The 17283-nt window shown below is 64.6% G+C and carries 16 protein-coding genes; 9 read left to right on the top strand and 7 right to left on the bottom strand.

The window, feature by feature from the left end:
• Positions 1-68: 68 nt before the first annotated feature.
• From C5L14_RS11235 to C5L14_RS11225, 3 genes are all read right to left on the bottom strand, one after another.
• Positions 69-551 (bottom strand): GNAT family N-acetyltransferase, encoded by a 483-nt coding sequence (locus C5L14_RS11235; protein ID WP_181161125.1) that lies wholly within the window; start codon positions 549-551, stop codon positions 69-71.
• A gap of 241 nt (positions 552-792) precedes the next feature.
• On the bottom strand, positions 793-1200 hold the full coding sequence (locus tag C5L14_RS11230; protein WP_105862144.1) for a rhodanese-like domain-containing protein: 408 nt from the start codon (positions 1198-1200) through the stop codon (positions 793-795).
• Between the two features lie 133 nt (positions 1201-1333).
• Positions 1334-2374 carry a LacI family DNA-binding transcriptional regulator gene (locus tag C5L14_RS11225; protein ID WP_105862143.1) on the bottom strand — a complete coding sequence of 347 codons (1041 nt, stop codon included), beginning with the start codon at positions 2372-2374 and terminating at the stop codon, positions 1334-1336.
• 164 nt (positions 2375-2538) lie between these two features.
• On the opposite strand from C5L14_RS11225, the gene C5L14_RS11220 reads away from it, so the two are divergent.
• From C5L14_RS11220 to C5L14_RS11190, 7 genes are all read left to right on the top strand, one after another.
• Positions 2539-3573: a substrate-binding domain-containing protein gene (locus tag C5L14_RS11220; RefSeq protein ID WP_105862142.1), complete on the top strand. Its 1035-nt coding sequence runs from the start codon at positions 2539-2541 to the stop codon at positions 3571-3573.
• 152 nt (positions 3574-3725) lie between these two features.
• A complete protein-coding gene (locus C5L14_RS11215) occupies positions 3726-5246 on the top strand; it encodes a sugar ABC transporter ATP-binding protein (RefSeq protein WP_105862141.1) in 1521 nt (506 codons plus the stop codon).
• Positions 5239-6264: an ABC transporter permease gene (locus tag C5L14_RS11210; protein WP_105862140.1), complete on the top strand. Its 1026-nt coding sequence runs from the start codon at positions 5239-5241 to the stop codon at positions 6262-6264. Before C5L14_RS11215 ends, C5L14_RS11210 begins: the two co-directional genes overlap by 8 nt.
• Positions 6264-7292: an ABC transporter permease gene (locus C5L14_RS11205; protein WP_105862139.1), complete on the top strand. Its 1029-nt coding sequence runs from the start codon at positions 6264-6266 to the stop codon at positions 7290-7292. Before C5L14_RS11210 ends, C5L14_RS11205 begins: the two co-directional genes overlap by 1 nt.
• Before the next feature lie 10 nt (positions 7293-7302).
• Entirely contained in the window at positions 7303-8151 is an 849-nt protein-coding gene (locus tag C5L14_RS11200) for a sugar phosphate isomerase/epimerase family protein (protein ID WP_105862138.1), read from the top strand.
• Positions 8152-8531: 380 nt separating this feature from the next.
• Complete coding sequence (locus C5L14_RS11195; RefSeq protein WP_105862137.1) at positions 8532-8939, top strand: hypothetical protein; 408 nt, start codon at positions 8532-8534, stop codon at positions 8937-8939.
• A 374-nt stretch (positions 8940-9313) separates the two neighbouring features.
• Entirely contained in the window at positions 9314-10174 is an 861-nt protein-coding gene (locus C5L14_RS11190; RefSeq protein WP_105862136.1) for a hypothetical protein, read from the top strand.
• A gap of 46 nt (positions 10175-10220) precedes the next feature.
• On the opposite strand, the gene C5L14_RS11185 is transcribed toward C5L14_RS11190, so the two are convergent.
• The 4 genes from C5L14_RS11185 to C5L14_RS11170 all read right to left on the bottom strand — a co-directional run bounded on the left by C5L14_RS11185 (position 10221) and on the right by C5L14_RS11170 (position 13509).
• Complete coding sequence (locus C5L14_RS11185; protein WP_105862135.1) at positions 10221-11672, bottom strand: sensor histidine kinase; 1452 nt, start codon at positions 11670-11672, stop codon at positions 10221-10223.
• Positions 11669-12343 (bottom strand): response regulator transcription factor, encoded by a 675-nt coding sequence (locus C5L14_RS11180; RefSeq protein WP_105862134.1) that lies wholly within the window; start codon positions 12341-12343, stop codon positions 11669-11671. Before C5L14_RS11180 ends, C5L14_RS11185 begins: the two co-directional genes overlap by 4 nt.
• A gap of 51 nt (positions 12344-12394) precedes the next feature.
• Complete coding sequence (locus C5L14_RS11175; RefSeq protein ID WP_105862133.1) at positions 12395-12769, bottom strand: hypothetical protein; 375 nt, start codon at positions 12767-12769, stop codon at positions 12395-12397.
• 113 nt (positions 12770-12882) lie between these two features.
• Entirely contained in the window at positions 12883-13509 is a 627-nt protein-coding gene (locus tag C5L14_RS11170; protein ID WP_105862132.1) for an outer membrane protein, read from the bottom strand.
• Between the two features lie 923 nt (positions 13510-14432).
• Between C5L14_RS11170 and xylB the strand changes: the two genes are divergently transcribed.
• Together xylB and C5L14_RS11160 are read left to right on the top strand one after the other, a co-directional pair.
• The gene (gene xylB, locus C5L14_RS11165) at positions 14433-15890 is read left to right on the top strand and encodes a xylulokinase (RefSeq protein WP_105862570.1); all 1458 of its coding nucleotides are present in this window, start codon (positions 14433-14435) and stop codon (positions 15888-15890) included.
• Positions 15891-16006: 116 nt separating this feature from the next.
• On the top strand, positions 16007-17218 hold the full coding sequence (locus C5L14_RS11160) for a hypothetical protein (RefSeq protein ID WP_146126885.1): 1212 nt from the start codon (positions 16007-16009) through the stop codon (positions 17216-17218).
• The last annotated feature ends 65 nt before the right edge of the window (positions 17219-17283 follow it).

Raw genomic sequence — 17283 nt, 5'->3', positions numbered from 1 at the left:
TCTTTCCGCAAGTGATTTTGAAAAGCCGAAAGATGCGTTCAAGCAAGGGCTTATGGCTGCAGGCGCATCTACTGCAGCGCATTTTGCCTCAGGCAGTCGCGGTCGATCAGGCGCTGGAAGCGGATGGCCTCGGCCCCGTCCTCGTAATAGTCCGCCACACGCCGGAAGGGACGAAAGCCGAGACGGCTGAACAGGGCCTGGGCGGGCAGGTTGTCGCTGCGGGTTTCCAGGCGCAGCAGATGGGCGCCGATCCCGGCGCTGCTGGCCATGGCTTGCCGGAGGAGCGCCTGTGCGATGCCCTGTCGACGGGCGCGCGGTGCGACGGCAAGGGAATAGAGCCGCGCGACAGCCGTGCGGCGATTGGTGAGAATGACGCTGCAGCCCGTGAGGCCCTCAGCATCGTCGCTCACGATGACGAGGGCGGAAGGGCTGGTCAGCAGATGGCGCCAATCGCGGCGGCTGATGCGGTCGCCGGCGAAGGCCTCGTTTTCGAGGTCGACCAGGGCGGGAAGATCCGCCGGACTCGCCTCGCGCAGATAGGGTACGGTCATGTGCGACAGACAGATTGACATCGACAATGAGCGCGAGGGTAGGGCGTCGGCGCTGCTCCAACAAATCAGGATTGCATAAGGAAACGGCTGCGCGTCCGATTCAGGGATGACCGCCATCATGTTGGAGACAAACGTTCTTTCGCCTTTCCCTGCCTTGCCTTATGGGGTCAGGCCCCGGTCAATTCTGTTCGCTCCGGCTGAAACGAGCAGCGATGGAAAGGCAGATGGACCACGCCCGTCCTCATTTGCCGTCACGGGGCTCGGGAAACTCGATGGGCCCGCCGGCCTTTTCCCAGGACGAGAAACCGTCCTTGAGATGAGCCGCGGCAAAGCCCATGTCCTGCAACGTTGCCACGGTCAGGGCCGAGCGCCATCCGGAGGCGCAATGAAAGACGAACTTCCTGTCCTCTCCGAAGATTTCCTTGAAATAGGGGCTTTCGGGGTCGACCCAGAATTCCACCATGCCGCGGGGGGCATGGAAGCTGCCGGGAATGTAGCCCGAACGCTGCCTCTCCCGGGGATCGCGGATGTCGACGATGACCACATTGGGATCGCCGACCATGGCGATCGCGTCCCTGGTCTCGATTTCCTCGATTCGGGCGCGAGCGGCCGCGACCATCTCGGCCGATGACATTTTCAGCTTTCTCATGATGCTCCCTCCCTTGGCGCTTGCGGGGCTTTCGAGCGCGCCCATGGCCCGGTCAGGACCTTGTGCCCGGGCAGACAGGATGTTCAAGACGGTGGATTGCCGCGAGGTCGGTTGCGCGCGATCGGCGCGATCCTCAGCGCCAATTGCTCTCCCGTTCCGAACTCGGCGCGAATTCGGGCGGCACCACCACCATCGGATTCTCGCCCGGAACGTAATTGTCGACCAGAGCATAGCCCTCGGCGATGATGGCTTCGACGTTCTGGCGTGTCATCGTCACGTCGAAAGGCAGATGGGCCGCAAAGGGATCCCAGTCGGAACATACCGTACTGACCTCGCGCATGGCCTGGCGCGGCACCTGCAGGGAGAATTGCACCAGCCCTTCGAAGGCCGTGATGGAATTGATGAACAGGCCGTCCGGCATGCGGCCGAGAGCCTGGAAGCGGGCGGCGAGCGCCTCGCGTGCCGATGAGGGACGGTAGCCGCAGCAGGAAACCTCCGGCGTCATCTCCTGGCCGTTGGCCGCCACAGCGTCGCGAAAGCCTTCAATGCGGCGGTCGGTGGCATGCTCGCCGGCGATGCCGCCGAGGAACAGCAGGTCGCGCGGCGCCGTCCGGCGTTTCTGCAGCTTGGCGATCAGCTTCTCGGTGAGGGTGCGTGCGCCGCCGTAATTGTCGGTCACCACCGAAGGCGCGTCGCTGCCGGGCAGATCGAGATTGACGCAGGGAATGCCGGCGGCGCGGCAGAGCGCATTGAGAGGCTGCGTATTGCGCACGCCCGCGATGAAGAGGAACTCGACCTGTTGGGAGAGCAGGGTGGCCGTAACGCTTGCCTCGATCGCTTCGTCTCGCTGCGTGCTCACCACGATGGGGCACAGGCCGCGCTGGCGCGTATCGGTTTCGAAGGCCTCCGCCAGGCCCGCGAAGAAGCGGTTGCGGTAATGTGGGATGATCATTCCGGCAAGGCCGGAGCGCGACAGCCGCAGGCCCCGGGCCTTCATGTTGACGGCGTAACCCAGCTCCTGGGCCGCCTTCAGCACGCGCTTGGCGGTGTCCTCCTTGATACGGTAGCGAGTCCAGCTGCCATTGAGCACCAGGCTGACCGTGGAAGGGGAGGCCTTGGTCGCGGCGGCGATATCATAGATGGTGGACCTGCGTCCGCTGGGTAAGCGCGCCATCGTCCCTCTTTTGTCTTGCGGATCGAATTGCAGACTCGATCATCGCCTCCATGCTAAATCCTTTTAGCTACCTTGACAACAAATGCTGAATGGATTTAGCTCGGATGTACTGCTGGCGGAATTCGGAGCCGCGGCAGCCAGAACAATGAGGGAGGAACTGTTCCATGGCGTCGAATTCTGATTCCATTCGCGCGGCTAGGCTCGATCGCCGCAGATTTCTTGCGTCTGCCCTGGGGGCCGGCTCGCTGCTGCTGCCGGGCGTGCTCGGCTCGGCTTACGCTTCCAAGCACAAGCCCGTCATCGGCGTGGTGGTGAAGATCGGCGGCATTCCCTGGTTCAACGCCATGGAAGCCGGGATCAAGAAGAAATCGGCCGAACTCGGCGTCGAGGCTTTCATGGTGGGGCCCACCAGCGCCGATCCGGCCCTGCAGGTGCGCGCCATCGAGGATCTGATTGCCAAGGGCGTCGACGTGATCGGCGTCGTGCCGAACGACGCCGAAGTGCTCGAGCCGGTGCTGGAGCGGGCCCGCAAGGCCGGCATCAAGGTGATCACGCATGAATCGCCCAAGCAGAAGCAGGCGGATTGGGATTTCGAGCTCGCCTCGGTGAAGGGCTTCGGCGATGCCTATGGCAAGCAGCTGGTCGAAGCGCTGGGCGGAAAGGGCGAATATGCCGTGTTCGTCGGCTCGCTTACGGTGCCGCTGCACAATGCCTGGGCTGATGCGGCCATCGCCTATATCAAGCAGAACACGCCGGAGATGAAACTGGTCGGCGATCGCTACGGCGTCGCCGAGGATGTCGATGCGTCCCGTTCGACGGCTCTCGACCTCATCCGTGCCCATCCCGGCCTTAAGGGCTTCCTGGCCTTCGGCAGCCAGGGCCCGATCGGTGCCGCGCGCGCCGTGGCCGAGAAAGGCAAGAAGGGGCAGATCAAGGTGCTCGGCCCGTTCTCTCCCGGCCAGGGCCGCAAGCTCGTCAAGGACGGCACGTTGACCGGCGGCTTCATGTGGAATCCGATGCTGGCGGGAGAGGTCTTCGTCACCCTGGGCACCATGGTGGCCAAGGGGCAGGAGATCAAGGACGGCACCACGATCGAAGGGCTGGGCGTCGTTCATCCCGACGGGCACAACCTCATCGTCGACCAGCTCGTGTCCCTCAACAAGGATACCGTCGACGACCTCGCCAAAATGGGCCTGTAGGGATCGAAAGCTCGGCGTGTCGACCTTCAGGTCGACATTCTTGGAACCGAGACATCTGCCGGCAAGGAGGGTGTCGACCTGGAGGTCGACACTCCACGCTTGGGCATGCCTCCTGCTTCGCTTCATTCCTTCCCCCTGGCCGGGAGACCGTCATGGCCGCCACAGCCGCAATCAGCGATACGTCCGCGACGCCGCTGCTTTTCCTGCGCAACATCTCCAAGCGCTTCGGGGGTGTGCGCGCGCTCGAAAGCGTCTCCTTCGAGGTGCTCCCCGGAGAGGTATTGTGCCTTGCCGGCGAGAATGGCTGCGGCAAGAGCACGCTGATCAAGCTGATCAGCGGCGTCTATCGTCCCGAGCCGGGCGGCGAGATGCTGTTCGACGGACGCACCATCGACGGCCTCAGCCCGGCGCGGGCCCGTGCGCTGGGCATCCAGGTCATCTGGCAGGATCTGGCGCTTTTTCCCGAAATGGCAGTGGCCGAGAACATCGCCTTCGAACGCAATCTCGGCGGTGCGCCGCGCCTGGTCAACTATGCGGCCATGAAGGCGGATGCGCGGCGCATCCTGGAACGGCTGGGCGTCGATCTCGATCTCGATGCGCCCGTGCGCACGCTCTCGATCGCCCAACGCCAGATCGTGGCGATCGCTCGCGCCCTGGTCGCCGATGCCAGGCTGGTCTTCATGGACGAGCCGACCGCTTCGCTCAGCCAGGCTGAAACCGATGCGCTGCTGGTGATCGTGCGGCGCCTGTCGGCCGATGGCATCGCCGTGGTCTTCGTCAGCCATCGCCTCGCCGAGGTGCTCGATGTCTGCACCCGCGTCACGGTGCTGCGCGACGGCCATTATGTCGGCACCTATCCCACCGCCGGCATGACGCAGACCCGCCTCACCGAGCTGATGACCGGCAAGACCTTCGACCAGGCCGTGCAGGCGCGCGATCATGCCGCCTCGCCCGTGGTCCTGCAGGTGGAGAAGCTGACGCGCCCGGGCGACTACGAGGATATCAGCCTGACTGTCCGGCGCGGGGAGGTGCTGGGCCTGACCGGACGGTTGGGGGCAGGGCGCACCGAACTCGCCCTCTCGCTGTTCGGACTGACCCGGCCGAGCGCGGGCAGCATTCGCCTCGAGGGCAAGGCCCTGTCGCTTGCCTCCAACCGGGCCGCCATCGATGCCGGCATCGCCTATGTCTCCGAAGACCGTTTGCAGCTCGGTCTGATCCAGCCGCAATCGATCGGCGACAACACCGCCATCACCGTGCTGGACAGGCTGCTCGATCTTTTTCGGCTGATTTCGCCCGCCCGGCGCAAATCCCTGGTGGACGACTGGGTCAAGGCTCTCGCCATCAAGGTCTTCAACCCCGACAACGCGGTGTCGACCTTGTCGGGAGGCAACCAGCAGCGCGTCGTGCTGGCCAAATGGCTGGCCACCAAGCCCAAGCTCCTGATCCTGGATTCACCCACAGTCGGCGTGGATGTCGGTGCCCGCGCCGGCATTTTCGCGATCATCCACCGGCTGGCTCAGGAGGGCATGGCCATCCTGCTGATTTCCGACGAGATCACCGAAGTCTATTTCAACGCCGATCGCATCCTGCACATGCGCGATGGCCGCATCATCGACGAATACATTCCGGGCGAGGTGTCCATCGACAAGATCGAGGAGGATGTGCATGCCTGACAAGCGCAATTGGCCGATCGGCGCCACGGAACGCTGGCTCATCCTGGTGATCCTGGCTCTGGTCGCCGGCCTCGCTTTGACCACCGATACCTTCTTCACCCTGTCGAACCTGTTCGACCTCTTGAACACCTCGGCGGTGAACGTGATCTTCGCGGCCGGTCTCCTGGTGGTGCTGATTGCCGGCGGCATCGACATTTCCTTCGCCGTCGGCGCCTCGGTGGTGCAGTACCTCACCGCGCTGACGGTGATGCAGCTGGGCGGCGGCAATTGGGCGGTTGGCCTGATGGTCGCCGGCGGCTTCGGCTTCCTGCTCGGCGCCTTCAATGCCGCGCTGATCTATCATTTCCGCATCGTCTCCATCGTGGTGACGATCGCGACCTTCAACCTCTTCTTCGGCACGCTGATGTTCCTCACCGGCGGCGTCTCGCTTTACGACCTGCCGGACTGGCTGACCGACCGCATCGTGCTGGTCAGCGTCCCGACGGGCGACGGCTCGGCCGAATTGACGCTGCCCGTCGCCGTCATGGCCCTATGCGTACTCGCCACCTGGCTCTTGCTGCGCCGGACCACGCCGGGCCGCCGCCTCTACGCGATGGGCGACAATCCCGAGGCGGCGCGGCGGGTGGGCATCAATATCGGCGCCATGCATTACCTCGCCTTCGGCTGGCTCGGCCTGATGGCTGGCATTGCCGGGCTGATGCAGGCCCATTATGCCCAGGAAGTGGTGCCGAACGCGCTTTATGGCCGCGAGCTCGACGTTCTGGCCGCCGTCGTGCTCGGCGGTGCGCGGCTCGGCGGGGGCCGGGGCACGCTGCTCGGCGCCATTCTCGGCATTTTCCTGGTCGCCATCACCGAGAACGGCCTGAACCTGCTCGGCATTACCCCCTATGCCTTCAAGATGATCATCGGCGCCATCATCCTGATCGCCATCACCCTGTCGAGCGACGGTGTCGCTCGGCTAATCGGATCGATGAAAAATGGCTCGCGGCGCACGCCCAATGCCCGGAGGGCGGCCTGATGACACCGACGTCTACCTCCAGCCAGAGCGGCAAGCCCGGCCTCGCGGGCTTGCTGAGCAGTGACATTGCCGGCCTGATCGGCTTCCTCGTCCTGGTCGTTGCGGTGCTGAGTTTCAGCACCGACCGCTTCTTCACCGCTACGACCTTTGCCTCCATCGCCTTTCAGCTGCCCGAGCTCGGCCTGCTGACCCTGGCCATGCTGATGCCGATCATCTCGGGCGGCTTCAATCTGGCGGCGACGTTTACGGCCAATATAGCCGGCCTTGCCATGGCCTGGGTGCTGCAATCCTACGGCGGCGTGGATGCCGGCGTCGGTGCCTTCGTCCTCGGGGTGGCCTCGGCGTTGCTGACCGGTGCGGCGGCCGGCTGGCTGATGGGCATCATCATCGCCTATACCGGTGCCCATCCGATCCTCGTCTCGCTCTCCATGATGATCTTCCTGCGCGGGCTCGGCGAATTCCTCACCCATGGCGGCGACATATCGGGCTTTCCCGATTTCGTGCGCGAGATCGGCCATGGCACGCTGGTCGGCATTCCCGTGCCGCTCTGGATCCTCGCCGCCGCGGCTCTGCTCTGGCATGTGGTGATGACGCGGGCCCGGCTCGGCTTCGCCACGCGCATGATCGGCTCCAACATCGAGGCGACGCGCTATTCCGGCATCGATACCCGGCGGTCGGTGACGCTGATCTATACGCTGTCCGGCCTGATGTGCGGCATTGCCGGCGTGGTGATGCTGGCCCGCTTCAATTCGGTGCGTGTCGGCCATGGCGAGGCCTATCTGCTGATCACCGTGCTCGCCTGCTTCCTCGGCCGCGTCGATCCCTTCGGCGGATTCGGACGAGTGATCCCGGTGGTGATCGCCCTGGTGATCCTGCAGGTCATCGCCTCCGGCCTGAACCTGCTCGGCGCCAACCAGCATCTGGCCACGGCGATGTGGGGCGCCTTCCTGCTGGTGGTCATGATCCTGCGCTGGGTCTGGGCCAGGGATTTCCTTCAACTTCTCTTCACCCGAAAGCCAACACATTGAGGATATCGCCATGAAGGGCTTTGGCATTCATACCAGCCTTTGGTCGCATAGCTGGACCCGCGAAGCCGCGGAATTGTCGATCGCGGAGGCAGCCAAATATGGGCTGGCCTTCGTCGAGATCGCCCTGCTGGAGCCGGCCAAGGCCGACACCGGCCATACCCGGGCCCTGCTGGAAAAGCACGGCGTCGATGCGGTTTGCTCTCTCGGCCTGCCCAATGATTCCCGCCCCACCAACAATCCGGAGAAGGCGCTGGAATTCCTCACCCTCGCGCTCGACAAGACCGCCGAGATCGGTGCCAAGGCCCTGTCCGGCGTCGTCTATGGCTCGATCGGCGAGCGCACCGGCAACCCGCCGACCGAGGCCGAATATGACGCGGTCGTCAAGGTGATGGACAAAGCGGCGGCCCATGCCCGCAAGCGCGGCCTGGAACTCGGGCTCGAGGCGGTCAACCGCTACGAGAACCACATGATGAACACCACCGAGCAGGTGGTTCGCGTCATCGAGCGCATCGGTGCGCCCAACGTCTTCCTCCACCTCGATACCTATCACATGAATATCGAGGAGAAGGGGCAGGCCAACGGCATCCTCAAGGCCGGCGAGCACCTCAAATATATCCACCTCTCCGAGAGCGACCGCGGGGTGCCTGGTACCGGCACGATCGCCTGGGACGAGGTGTTCGCGGGCTTGGCCGGCATTGGCTTCAAGGGGGGCATGGCCATGGAAAGCTTCATCCATATGCCGCCGCAGCTCGCCTCCGCCCTGTCGGTCTGGCGTCCTGTCGCCAACAGCCGCGAGGAGATCCTGGCCGAGGGCCTGCCTTTCCTGCGCAACAAGGCCAGGCAATACAGCCTGATCTGAGCTGTCCGCCGGATTTGCCAACAAAAGTCCTCCGGCCTTCACGGGCCGGAGGATTTTTGTTTGTCCGGCATGAGGGGGCATGCCCTACCGGCGGAAGCCATGTGGACCGGTTGGCAGCCGGACGGAGGGGACGCAATGTCCGTGCAATATGGGCGAGCGATAGGGGAAACATCGAAGGTTTCAGGGTGATTCGCGCCCTATGCTGGAAGGTGTCATCGTGGAAGACAGGCCATGTGTCCCTATCCCATCGCCGATGCAGCTTTGCTCGGCCTTTGTAGATCGCCTCAATATCTCGCACACGACGATTGTCTGGACGGCCGCCGGCTCAACTCGCCGGCAAGGACCCGTCCCGGTCACGCCTGATCGGAGGCGGCTGCGCGATGTTGGATCCGATCAAGCCGAGTTTCGATCGCACGCCTCGCCCCAATGGTCTGGCGGCGGCCATGGCGACAGCCGGGGTGGACGCCGCCTCGCTTGCACGCCGTGCCGGAGTGAATGCGGGCGATATCGATGCCTGGGCCCGCGGGCAACGCGACCTGCGACCGGCCATGGCCACGCGGCTTTCCGCCCATCTCCATACGACGGCGGCCGATCTGCTGATCGGCCTCGGCTGTGGCGAGCCACCGCGGCAAACGGGCTTGCTGCCATGCGACGAGACCATCGCCGGAGCCGCCGGACCAGTCTGGCTGGAGCGTCTCGCCGGCCGGGACAACCTGGCCGAGACCGTATTGATGCTGTCTGCGGCCATTCTCATGGGGATCGTCGGCTGTCTGGCCGTGCTGGACTAATGGCCTCCTCAGATGTCGAAGGTGACATAGATGAGGCCCAGCAATGCCAGCATGACGAAGAGCATGGCTGCGATGGTCAAGGTCCCGCACCTTCCCGTGTGAAGGATGGCACTATAGCGGAGGGGTGTTTCCCGAGTTTTTCCGCTTTGTGAAGCGCTGCGTCGCTCCCGCGTCGCGCCGGTTTCGGCATTGGGCCAGCGGCATCGGCCTATGCCGTCATATCGTTCTGGCCGAAACCTCTCTTCATTTTTCGGCGCGTTGCTTGGGGTTGCGGTTCTCCAGGGAACTGTGGCCCGGTATGCCCGAACCTATATCTCGGCGGGATCGGCGCGGCGGCAGGGCCTCTCGCGCAAGCGATTGTGCACGGAGGTTCCATGTGGAAGTTCACTGAGCTCGCGGATTGGTGGAGCCAGCAGCAGAAGGAATCCGAAGCGATCCTGGACAAGTGGGTCGAGGATTCAAACTACAGCCAAGGCGCGATGATCGTGGGGGCCGGTACCAAGACCCTGATGACGTTCGGTGCCGGTTTCGTCGACGTCTTGCGGCTTGGGGATGGGCTCGCCAAGGGCACGGCGGCCGGCGCCGGGCAGGATGGGCTGCGGCTCCTCGCGATCCTGCCGGTAGGCAAGGCGGCCCAGATGGTCCGCTCCGTCAAGGGCGCGATCATGGCCAAGCTCATCGTCGACATCAATCCGAATGCCGGCATTTGCGCCTGGGTTGCTTCGGCCAAGGCCCTCACGCAGATCGGCGCCAAGGTCGACGGCAAGCTCTTCGTCACCGTGGACGACCTTGCCAAGGCGGCCGGCCTCGACATCGGTGCGCTCGGCGGCCTTTCCATGCAGGGGATGGAGAGGATGCTGACTCGTCTCGGTGCGCGTTGCGGCGCCATCCGTGTCGTCAAGGCGGAGCAGGACGTCGCGCGTATGGTCGGACACGATGGCAGCGTGGTGATGGTCATTGTGGAATTCGAACGCTCCGGCTCGATGAGCTACCATGCCTTTTATGCCTATCGAACGCCGATCGGGCAGTTGCGCTACATGGACAGGACGGTGCAGGCGGCCAGTACCAAGATCTACCAGAGTATCGACGAGATCGCGAAGATCTATGGCACGGAAGCGATGAGGCCCATCCAGGCCATGAAGATCGAGAACATGTTCGTGAAGACCGTGGCGCATGAGCTACCGCGCCTGGTCGTGCCGATACTCGGCGTCGTTGCCAGCGAAGACGGGCGCTGATCGCTCTGCGATTGGCCAGGCCCCGGTATGCCGAGCGGGTATTGCCTCAGGCCGCCGCGCGGAGCGGCGGAAGCTCGATCCGCACGTGAGCTCCTTTCCAGGAGCCGTTGACGATTGCGATGCTGCCGCCATGCAACTGCGCGATCTGGCGGGCGAGATTCAGCCCGAGTCCGGCGCCGCGCGAAAGCGGATGCAGGCGATAAAAGGGTTCGAACACGTTCCTATGCTCCTCGGCCGGGATGCCGGGTCCTTCGTCGCGCACCTCCAGGCCGCCGGCTGCGTCGACCGCCACCGTGATGGTGCCATGGCCGCCGCCATGCTCGATGGCATTGCGGATGATGTTGGCGAGAGCCTGCTCGATCTGCAGCACATTGGCTTCGACCTCGACCTTGCCGTGCGGCGGTTCGAAGGCGAGGTCGTAGCCGGCCTCGATCGCGAGCGGCGCAAAGTCGGCGGCGACGCGGCCGGCGAGTTCGGCAAGGTCGACCGCCTGCCGGTGGTTGGCGGGGCGATCGACCAATTGATGGTCGAGCAGTTGCTGGGCCAGATGTGAGAGGCGCTCGATGTCCTGCCTCAGCCGCAGGCTCTGGGGTTCTTCTTTCAACAATTCCGCCCGCGTGCGCAGAATGGCGATCGGTGTGCGCAGCTCATGGGCGGCATCGGTCAGGAAGCGGTTGTGACGGTCGAAGCCTTGGGCGAGGCGGGCCAATGCCTGGTTGAAGGCATGCACCAGCGGCACGATCTCCTGCGGCACGTTCTCGACCGGCAATTGTATGGCGCGCGTGCTGACATCGATGCGCGCGGCCTCGTTGGCGGTGCCGACCAGGCCGGCCAGGGAGCGGCGCACCACGGCGGGCGTCGTCACCAATGTGGTCACGCCCATGACGACGATGATCGGCACCAGGAAGATGGCAAGGCCCACGACGATGCCCGGGAGGACCCGGGCCCAATTGGCACTGCCGTCGGGATTGCGGGCCATGTCGACGGTGGCGGTCACGTTGATGATGAAGCCGTCCGCTTCGGCCCGCGAATGCAGGGTGGAGGTGACGATCTGGACCGGGCCGGCCTTGGTGTCCACTTTCTGCACATAGGCTTCTGGGCGCATTTCCCGGCCCTCTTCCTTGCCGGCGAAGCCGATATTGGCGTGATCGACCGCCCGCAGCAGGTCGCCGAGATCGCGATCATAGTCAGCCGGAACTGAGCCGATGCGCAGGCTCTGTCCCGACTGGTCGCGGATGATGTACCAGACATAGGGATATTCGGTACGGAAGTCGGCCAGTTCCTTGGTGTCGCTGACGATGAGCTTGCCGTCCTTGTCGCGGTCGATGGCACCGGTGATCGCGGCAACCGCCGCCTCGTTGTCGACCATGAGCTGGGGATTGGCGACGGAGAGCGCGGTGATGAACAGCACGATGAAGAAGACGAGCATCGCCGCCTGCAGCAGGATCAGCCTCCGCACTAGGATCCATTGCAGGGACCGCGCTCGCGCCTGCTTCATGAGACGGCCCGCAGGAGATAGCCGAGATTGCGGATGGCGCGGATCTCGATGCCGGCGGCGAGGTCGTCCAGCTTGCGGCGCAGGCGGGAAATATGCGCATCGAGCGCGTTGGAGCCGATCTCGTCGTCGAGGGCGTAGACAGCTTCCTCCAGCGCGCTGCGCATGATGGTGCGTCCCGGGCGGCGGATCAGCGTTTCCAGGACGAGGCGCTCACGCCGTGGCAGGTCGAGCGTCTGGTCGTCGATCAGCGCCTCACGATGGCGGAAGTCATAGGTGAGGCGGCCGACGACGGCCTGGTCGGCCCGCAACGTATAGGGGCGGCGGTGCAGGGCGCGCAGGCGAGCGACCAGTTCCTCGGTGGCGAAGGGCTTGCCCATATAGTCGTCGGCTCCGGCGTCGAGCCCGGAGACACGGTCCTGCAGGCCGCTCATGGCTGTGAGGGCGATGACCGGGGCCTCGATATGCAGGGCGCGCAGGCGCGGGATCAAGGTCAGGCCTTCGCCGTCGGGCAGGCGACGATCGAGCACGATGGCGTCATAGGACCCGATGCGGGCCATTGCCTCGCCATCGGCCAGGTTCGAGGCATGGTCGACCACGACGTCCTGGCGTTCCAGGGCCGTCTTGAGCACGGACGCCATTTCCGGTTCATCCTCGATCAGCAGGATGCGCATGGGACCCTTCGTCCGTCTTCAGTTCGCGCCGGTCTCGACAACGAGCCCGGATCACTCGCATTCCAGGCTTGGCTTGCGGAAATTCGTGATGAGCCAGCGCTCGCCTGCGGCGCGGGCGTAGAAGGTATAGAAGCATTCCTGTCGCTCGACATAGCCGGGCGTTTCCGTGGTTTCGACGTCGGTGCCTCGCCGGGTCCGGCGGACTTCGCTCCTGGCGCTGCCGGGCACCACATTGGTGGAAACCTTGCGCCACTGGTAGGCGCGCTGGCCAGCGCCGAGATCGAGTATGCTGGTCGGCGGCCCATAGTCCAGCATCACCGTTTCAACCGGGCCACCGACATAGTTCTTCATGACGGCGGAAGCGCAACCCGCCAATAGGAGAAGGCCTGCGGCGAGCGCGACTGCGAAAGCGCGATGAAAAGACATTGATGATTCCAGACTGTATTTAGCTCTAGAAGCTGAAGATTGCGCCGACATTACGAGGGGCCGACCGGATCCGGCCTGGCGCCGGATCCGGTCGGGGACCCCAACAGCGATCCCTAGAATCGGTAGTTGAGGCCCGCTTTCAAAGCGTGGCTGCCGATGTCTTCCTTGGCATGGCCGAAGGATGAACGCGTCTTCAGGCCGGGGGTACGGACATAATTGTATTCGAGCTTGAAGGAGACCCTGTCGGACAAGGCCTGTTCGACGCCGGCGCCCATCAGATAGCCGGTCTTCCAGCCGTCCCTGACGCGGGCGCCGCCGGTGCCCTCGAATTTGGTGAAGGCGAAGCCGGCCGTGCCGTAGAGCAAGGTGCGATCGAGGGCGATGCCGGCCCGGCCCTTCAGCGCGGCCCGCCATTTTTCCCTGATCTTGCCGCCTCGCGCCTGCCGCTCGGCGCCACCGAGATTGGACCCCTCGACTTCGGCGCCGATGACCGCCGGGCCAAGGCGCATGTCGTAACCCGTCTGGAGGCCCAATTGGAGGCTGTTGCCCTTGGCGAAGGGGTTGGCCGATTTGGCCGACGCTGCGCCGGCATGCACGCCGACATAGGAGCCGCTGAAGGACGGGGGCGGCGCGTAGCTGGGGGAAGTGTCGTAATAGTCCTCGGCCCAGGCAGGGCCGCAGCCGGTCACGGCGAGGGCCAACAGGCCTGCTGCGAGGGGGATGGGCAATTGCGTACGCACGTGTCTACTCCACTGCACGCGCCGACTGCTGCGCGGCAATTGCCACGGCGAGCCGGCGCGCGGATTGTCAGGTCCGGAGCCGTGTCTCCGCTGAGGGAGCGGCCCCTTTCGGGCTGTCTTTCGCCGGTGGTGACGGTTTGCCGAGATCACAACGCCCTGCGACGCACCGGCATCGGTAAGAATCACGGGGACGTACCGCAGCCAGGCGTTGCAGCGCTCGGCGTCAGAGGAGGAAACGACCAATGGCGGTTCGCCTCATCTCACCTGTCTCGATTCGAGCACCTGAAAGACATGGGCCATTATGCAGGCGAACATTACGTCCACATTGCACTAGTAAATCTTTTGAATTATTTTATGATTTGTAGGTGTATTCAATTATTATTCACGAATATTTCATAAAATCATTATTCCGGCTTGTGTCCGTCAGAAAATCGTTCGCCCTGTCGTACGAATTGGGAGCGGACCCGTGCGCTTGGTGCAATTCCCATCGGCTCGCTGCACGGTTCATGCGCGAGCCGTCTTTCCGTCCGCCGATGCGCGGCCGGCAGGTTGTGTCCAAGGCCGCACGCCTCAGCCAGTCCCATGTCGAGTGCGAGGACGGGCCATTGAATCAGAGGCAAGCGCCGATGTTGTCAGAGGAGGATATCGGCATCGTGTTCACCCCACCGTGCGACAAAAAAAGCATCAGGGGCTGTAGAGCGTAGGTGCCCTGGCCAGGACGGCGAATGGCGTCGCCGTCTACAGCCCCTGATGGAAGTCGGGGTCCACGAGCCCCTTGCATAGGTCAGACGCAGTGACACGGCCGTGAAACTCGCGGTTCGACGCCCCGCGCCCGTATCCGCGCGCAGTTTCCGCAGGATGGGGCTTGCCCCGGCTTTCCAGCCTGGCGCATGATCGATTCGAATAATTCTTCGGAGGAATGCGTGTTTCTAGGGCTTGATATCGGCACGTCTTCGGTCAAGGCGCTGCTCGCGGATGGCGAGCAGCGCGTCCTCGCCAGCCATGACGTCGCGCTGACGGTACAGCGGCCTCATCCCGGCTTCTCGGAACAGGCCCCGCAGGCCTGGGTGGAGGCGGTCATATCGGCCGTGGATGCCCTGAAGGCAACGCATCCCAAGGAGATCGCTGCGGTCGATGGCATCGGCTTGTCCGGCCAGATGCATGGCGCCGTGCTGCTCGGGGCCGATCATCAGCCGCTCCGGCCTGCGATCTTGTGGAATGACGGCCGTTCGCATGCCGAATGTGCGGAGCTCGAAGCCAAATGGCCCGATTTGCGTCGGGTGACCGGCAACAAGGCTATGCCGGGTTTCACGGCTCCCAAATTGCTGTGGGTGGCCCGCCACGAGCCGGCGATCTTCGCCGCGACACGTCTTGTCGTGCTGCCCAAGGCCTATGTGCGCCTGGCCCTGACCGGCGAAGCGATCGAGGAAATGTCGGATGCGGCGGGCTCGCTCTGGCTCGATGTCGGCCGGCGGGACTGGTCGGATGCGGCGCTTGCCGCTACCGGCCTGTCGCGCGAGGCCATGCCGCGCCTGGTCGAGGGCTCCGATCCCGCCGGCCGCCTGCGAGGCGACCTGGTGGCGCGCTGGGGCATGGCCAAGGCTCCCTTGTTTGCCGGCGGCGCCGGGGACAACGCCGCCGGCGCGGTGGGCCTGGGCGCGATCCGGCCCGGTTCGGCTTTTCTCTCGCTCGGCACCTCGGGCGTTTTGTGGGCGACGACCGATCGTTTCCTGCCCAATCCCGCCCGTGCGGTGCATGCCTTCTGCCACGCCGTGCCCAAGACCTGGCACCAGATGGGCGTGATTCTCTCGGCGGCCTCCAGTCTCGCCTGGATCGCCGGTGTGCTGCAGACCAAGGAGAGCGCCTTGCTGGCTCCGCTCGGCGACAAGCCGGCGGCGCCTTCGCCGGTGCAGTTCCTGCCCTACCTGTCCGGTGAGCGCACGCCGCATGACGATGCCGTCATCCGCGGCGCCTTCACCGGCCTCGCCCATGAGAATGGACGCGAGGCCATGGTGCAGGCCGTGCTGGAGGGCGTCGCCTTCGCCTTTGCCGACTGTCGCGATGCCCTGGCGGCGGCGGGTACCGAAATTGCCGGTGCCGACGTGATCGGCGGAGGCTCGCGCTCGCGCTTCTGGCTCGAGATCCTCGCCAATGTCCTGAACTTTCCGGTCTACCGCCTGGCGGATGGCGAAACCGGCGGAGCTTTCGGGGCGGCGCGGCTGGCGCGCCTGGCCGTCACCGGCGAGGACCCGCTGGCGGTCTGCACGCCGCCGCACCGTATCGAGACGATCGAGCCCGATCCGGCTCTGGCACCGGCCTATGTCGAGGCGCTGGCCCGTTGGCGCGCGCTCTATCCGGCATTGCGCTCGGCGGCCGGCTGAGGGGCCCCATTGCAAAGGCATTTTGCCGCGGGGCGAGCGCAATTTTGCCGCCTTGTGCCGTAAGCTGGTCTGGACTGGGCGCCCAATCCCGCGGCGCCGCTGGGATGGCAATTCCGTTGATACGCACTTTGCTGCTGGCCTCCATTGTGACGAGCCTTTGCCTTGCTCCTGCTGCGGCGCAGAATTCTTCGCCTTCACCGCCGCCGCCGGCCTTGCCGCCCCAGCCCTCGCCGCCCGCACAAGCCAAGGCCCTGCCGAGCGCGGCCGATGTCAGGCTCGCCGAGGCCATCGTCTTCTTCTATGTGCGCAACGATCCTGCGGCGGTGCCCGAGATATTCGCTGCCCTGAAGAATTCGGAAACGATCGCTCGCACCGGTCTGTCCCGCGCGACGCTGGCGGGTTTTTTCTCCATGCTGTTCCTGCAGAACCGCGCGCGCGTGGAAGGCTGGATCGGGGCCGGCGGCGCCTATCCGCCCGACAGCAAGTCGGTTCTCACCTTCGCGCTGTGGCAATCGGGCAATACCGACCTGATCGCTTCGCTTTTCCATGAGGAGCCCGGTTTTCTCAGGGACAAGCCCGGCAATCTCTACACGCTCGCGCCGAGCCGGCCGGTGGAGATGGATCTCAAATGGGGCGCCTTCTTCGCGACCGGCAATCCGGGGTTCCTCGCAACCTTGGTCGATGCGCTCGATCCGCGCAGGCCGTTGACCGGCAACAATCAACTCGACAAGTCGATCCGCATCAATGCGGCGCAAGGCCTCGCCAATAATCTGCGCCAGCATGAGGTGCTTGAACGCTATCTCCTTCAGAGAGCTGGCGAGGCCTCGGGACCCTACAAGCAGGTGCTCGACGCTTTGTTGGCCAGCAGAAGCGTTGCCTTCAAGCCTGGTCCTGACCGTGACGGCGATTTTTCGGGCAGCATCGCCATGCTGAAATTGCCGGACAAGCCCGCGGCGGACGGCGGGGCCTCGGAGGCGACGGCGCTGACCGGAGCGATGCCGCAGGCGCGCCGGGGCGACACGATCGGCGTGAGCGTGCTGTTTTCGGGCATGGGGCTGCAGAAGGATCTTTCCGCCGATGTCAGCTATGACATCAAGGTGACCGGTCCCGACGGTACGATCGATCCGCGTTCGACGCAGGAGGGAGTGACGGCGCTCAAGGAGAAGGTTGCAGGCCGTTTCAACCTGGTCGACAGCCGCTCGACCCTGTCTATTCATTTCGAGCCGGACGACAAGCCGGGGCCTTATCGCATCGATGTTCTGCTCAAGGATAATGTCGGCGGCCGCAAGGTCACCCTGACCCGCTCGATCGAACTGCTCGACAAGTAGGGCAGATACGCTCGAGGAACCCAGGCGGCGGTGGCACAGGCGGCGGGCCCGAAGACCCGCTGCCC

The sequence above is a fragment of the Labrys okinawensis genome (assembly GCF_002982075.1).
GTDB classification, from domain to species: Bacteria; Pseudomonadota; Alphaproteobacteria; order Rhizobiales; family Labraceae; genus Labrys; species Labrys okinawensis_A.
The sequence above is the reverse complement of the archived record's forward strand: the minus strand, read 5'-3'. Positions and strand labels throughout refer to the sequence as shown.

Excerpts from the sequence above, each read along its gene's own strand:
- C5L14_RS11235 (WP_181161125.1), bottom strand. The coding sequence starts at position 551 with ATGACCGTACCCTATCTGCGCGAGGCGAGTCCGGCGGATCTTCCCGCC.
- C5L14_RS11230 (WP_105862144.1), bottom strand. The coding sequence starts at position 1,200 with ATGAGAAAGCTGAAAATGTCATCGGCCGAGATGGTCGCGGCCGCTCGC.
- C5L14_RS11225 (WP_105862143.1), bottom strand. The coding sequence starts at position 2,374 with ATGGCGCGCTTACCCAGCGGACGCAGGTCCACCATCTATGATATCGCC.
- C5L14_RS11220 (WP_105862142.1), top strand. The coding sequence starts at position 2,539 with ATGGCGTCGAATTCTGATTCCATTCGCGCGGCTAGGCTCGATCGCCGC.
- C5L14_RS11215 (WP_105862141.1), top strand. The coding sequence starts at position 3,726 with ATGGCCGCCACAGCCGCAATCAGCGATACGTCCGCGACGCCGCTGCTT.
- C5L14_RS11210 (WP_105862140.1), top strand. The coding sequence starts at position 5,239 with ATGCCTGACAAGCGCAATTGGCCGATCGGCGCCACGGAACGCTGGCTC.
- C5L14_RS11205 (WP_105862139.1), top strand. The coding sequence starts at position 6,264 with ATGACACCGACGTCTACCTCCAGCCAGAGCGGCAAGCCCGGCCTCGCG.
- C5L14_RS11200 (WP_105862138.1), top strand. The coding sequence starts at position 7,303 with ATGAAGGGCTTTGGCATTCATACCAGCCTTTGGTCGCATAGCTGGACC.
- C5L14_RS11195 (WP_105862137.1), top strand. The coding sequence starts at position 8,532 with ATGTTGGATCCGATCAAGCCGAGTTTCGATCGCACGCCTCGCCCCAAT.
- C5L14_RS11190 (WP_105862136.1), top strand. The coding sequence starts at position 9,314 with ATGTGGAAGTTCACTGAGCTCGCGGATTGGTGGAGCCAGCAGCAGAAG.
- C5L14_RS11185 (WP_105862135.1), bottom strand. The coding sequence starts at position 11,672 with ATGAAGCAGGCGCGAGCGCGGTCCCTGCAATGGATCCTAGTGCGGAGG.
- C5L14_RS11180 (WP_105862134.1), bottom strand. The coding sequence starts at position 12,343 with ATGCGCATCCTGCTGATCGAGGATGAACCGGAAATGGCGTCCGTGCTC.
- C5L14_RS11175 (WP_105862133.1), bottom strand. The coding sequence starts at position 12,769 with ATGTCTTTTCATCGCGCTTTCGCAGTCGCGCTCGCCGCAGGCCTTCTC.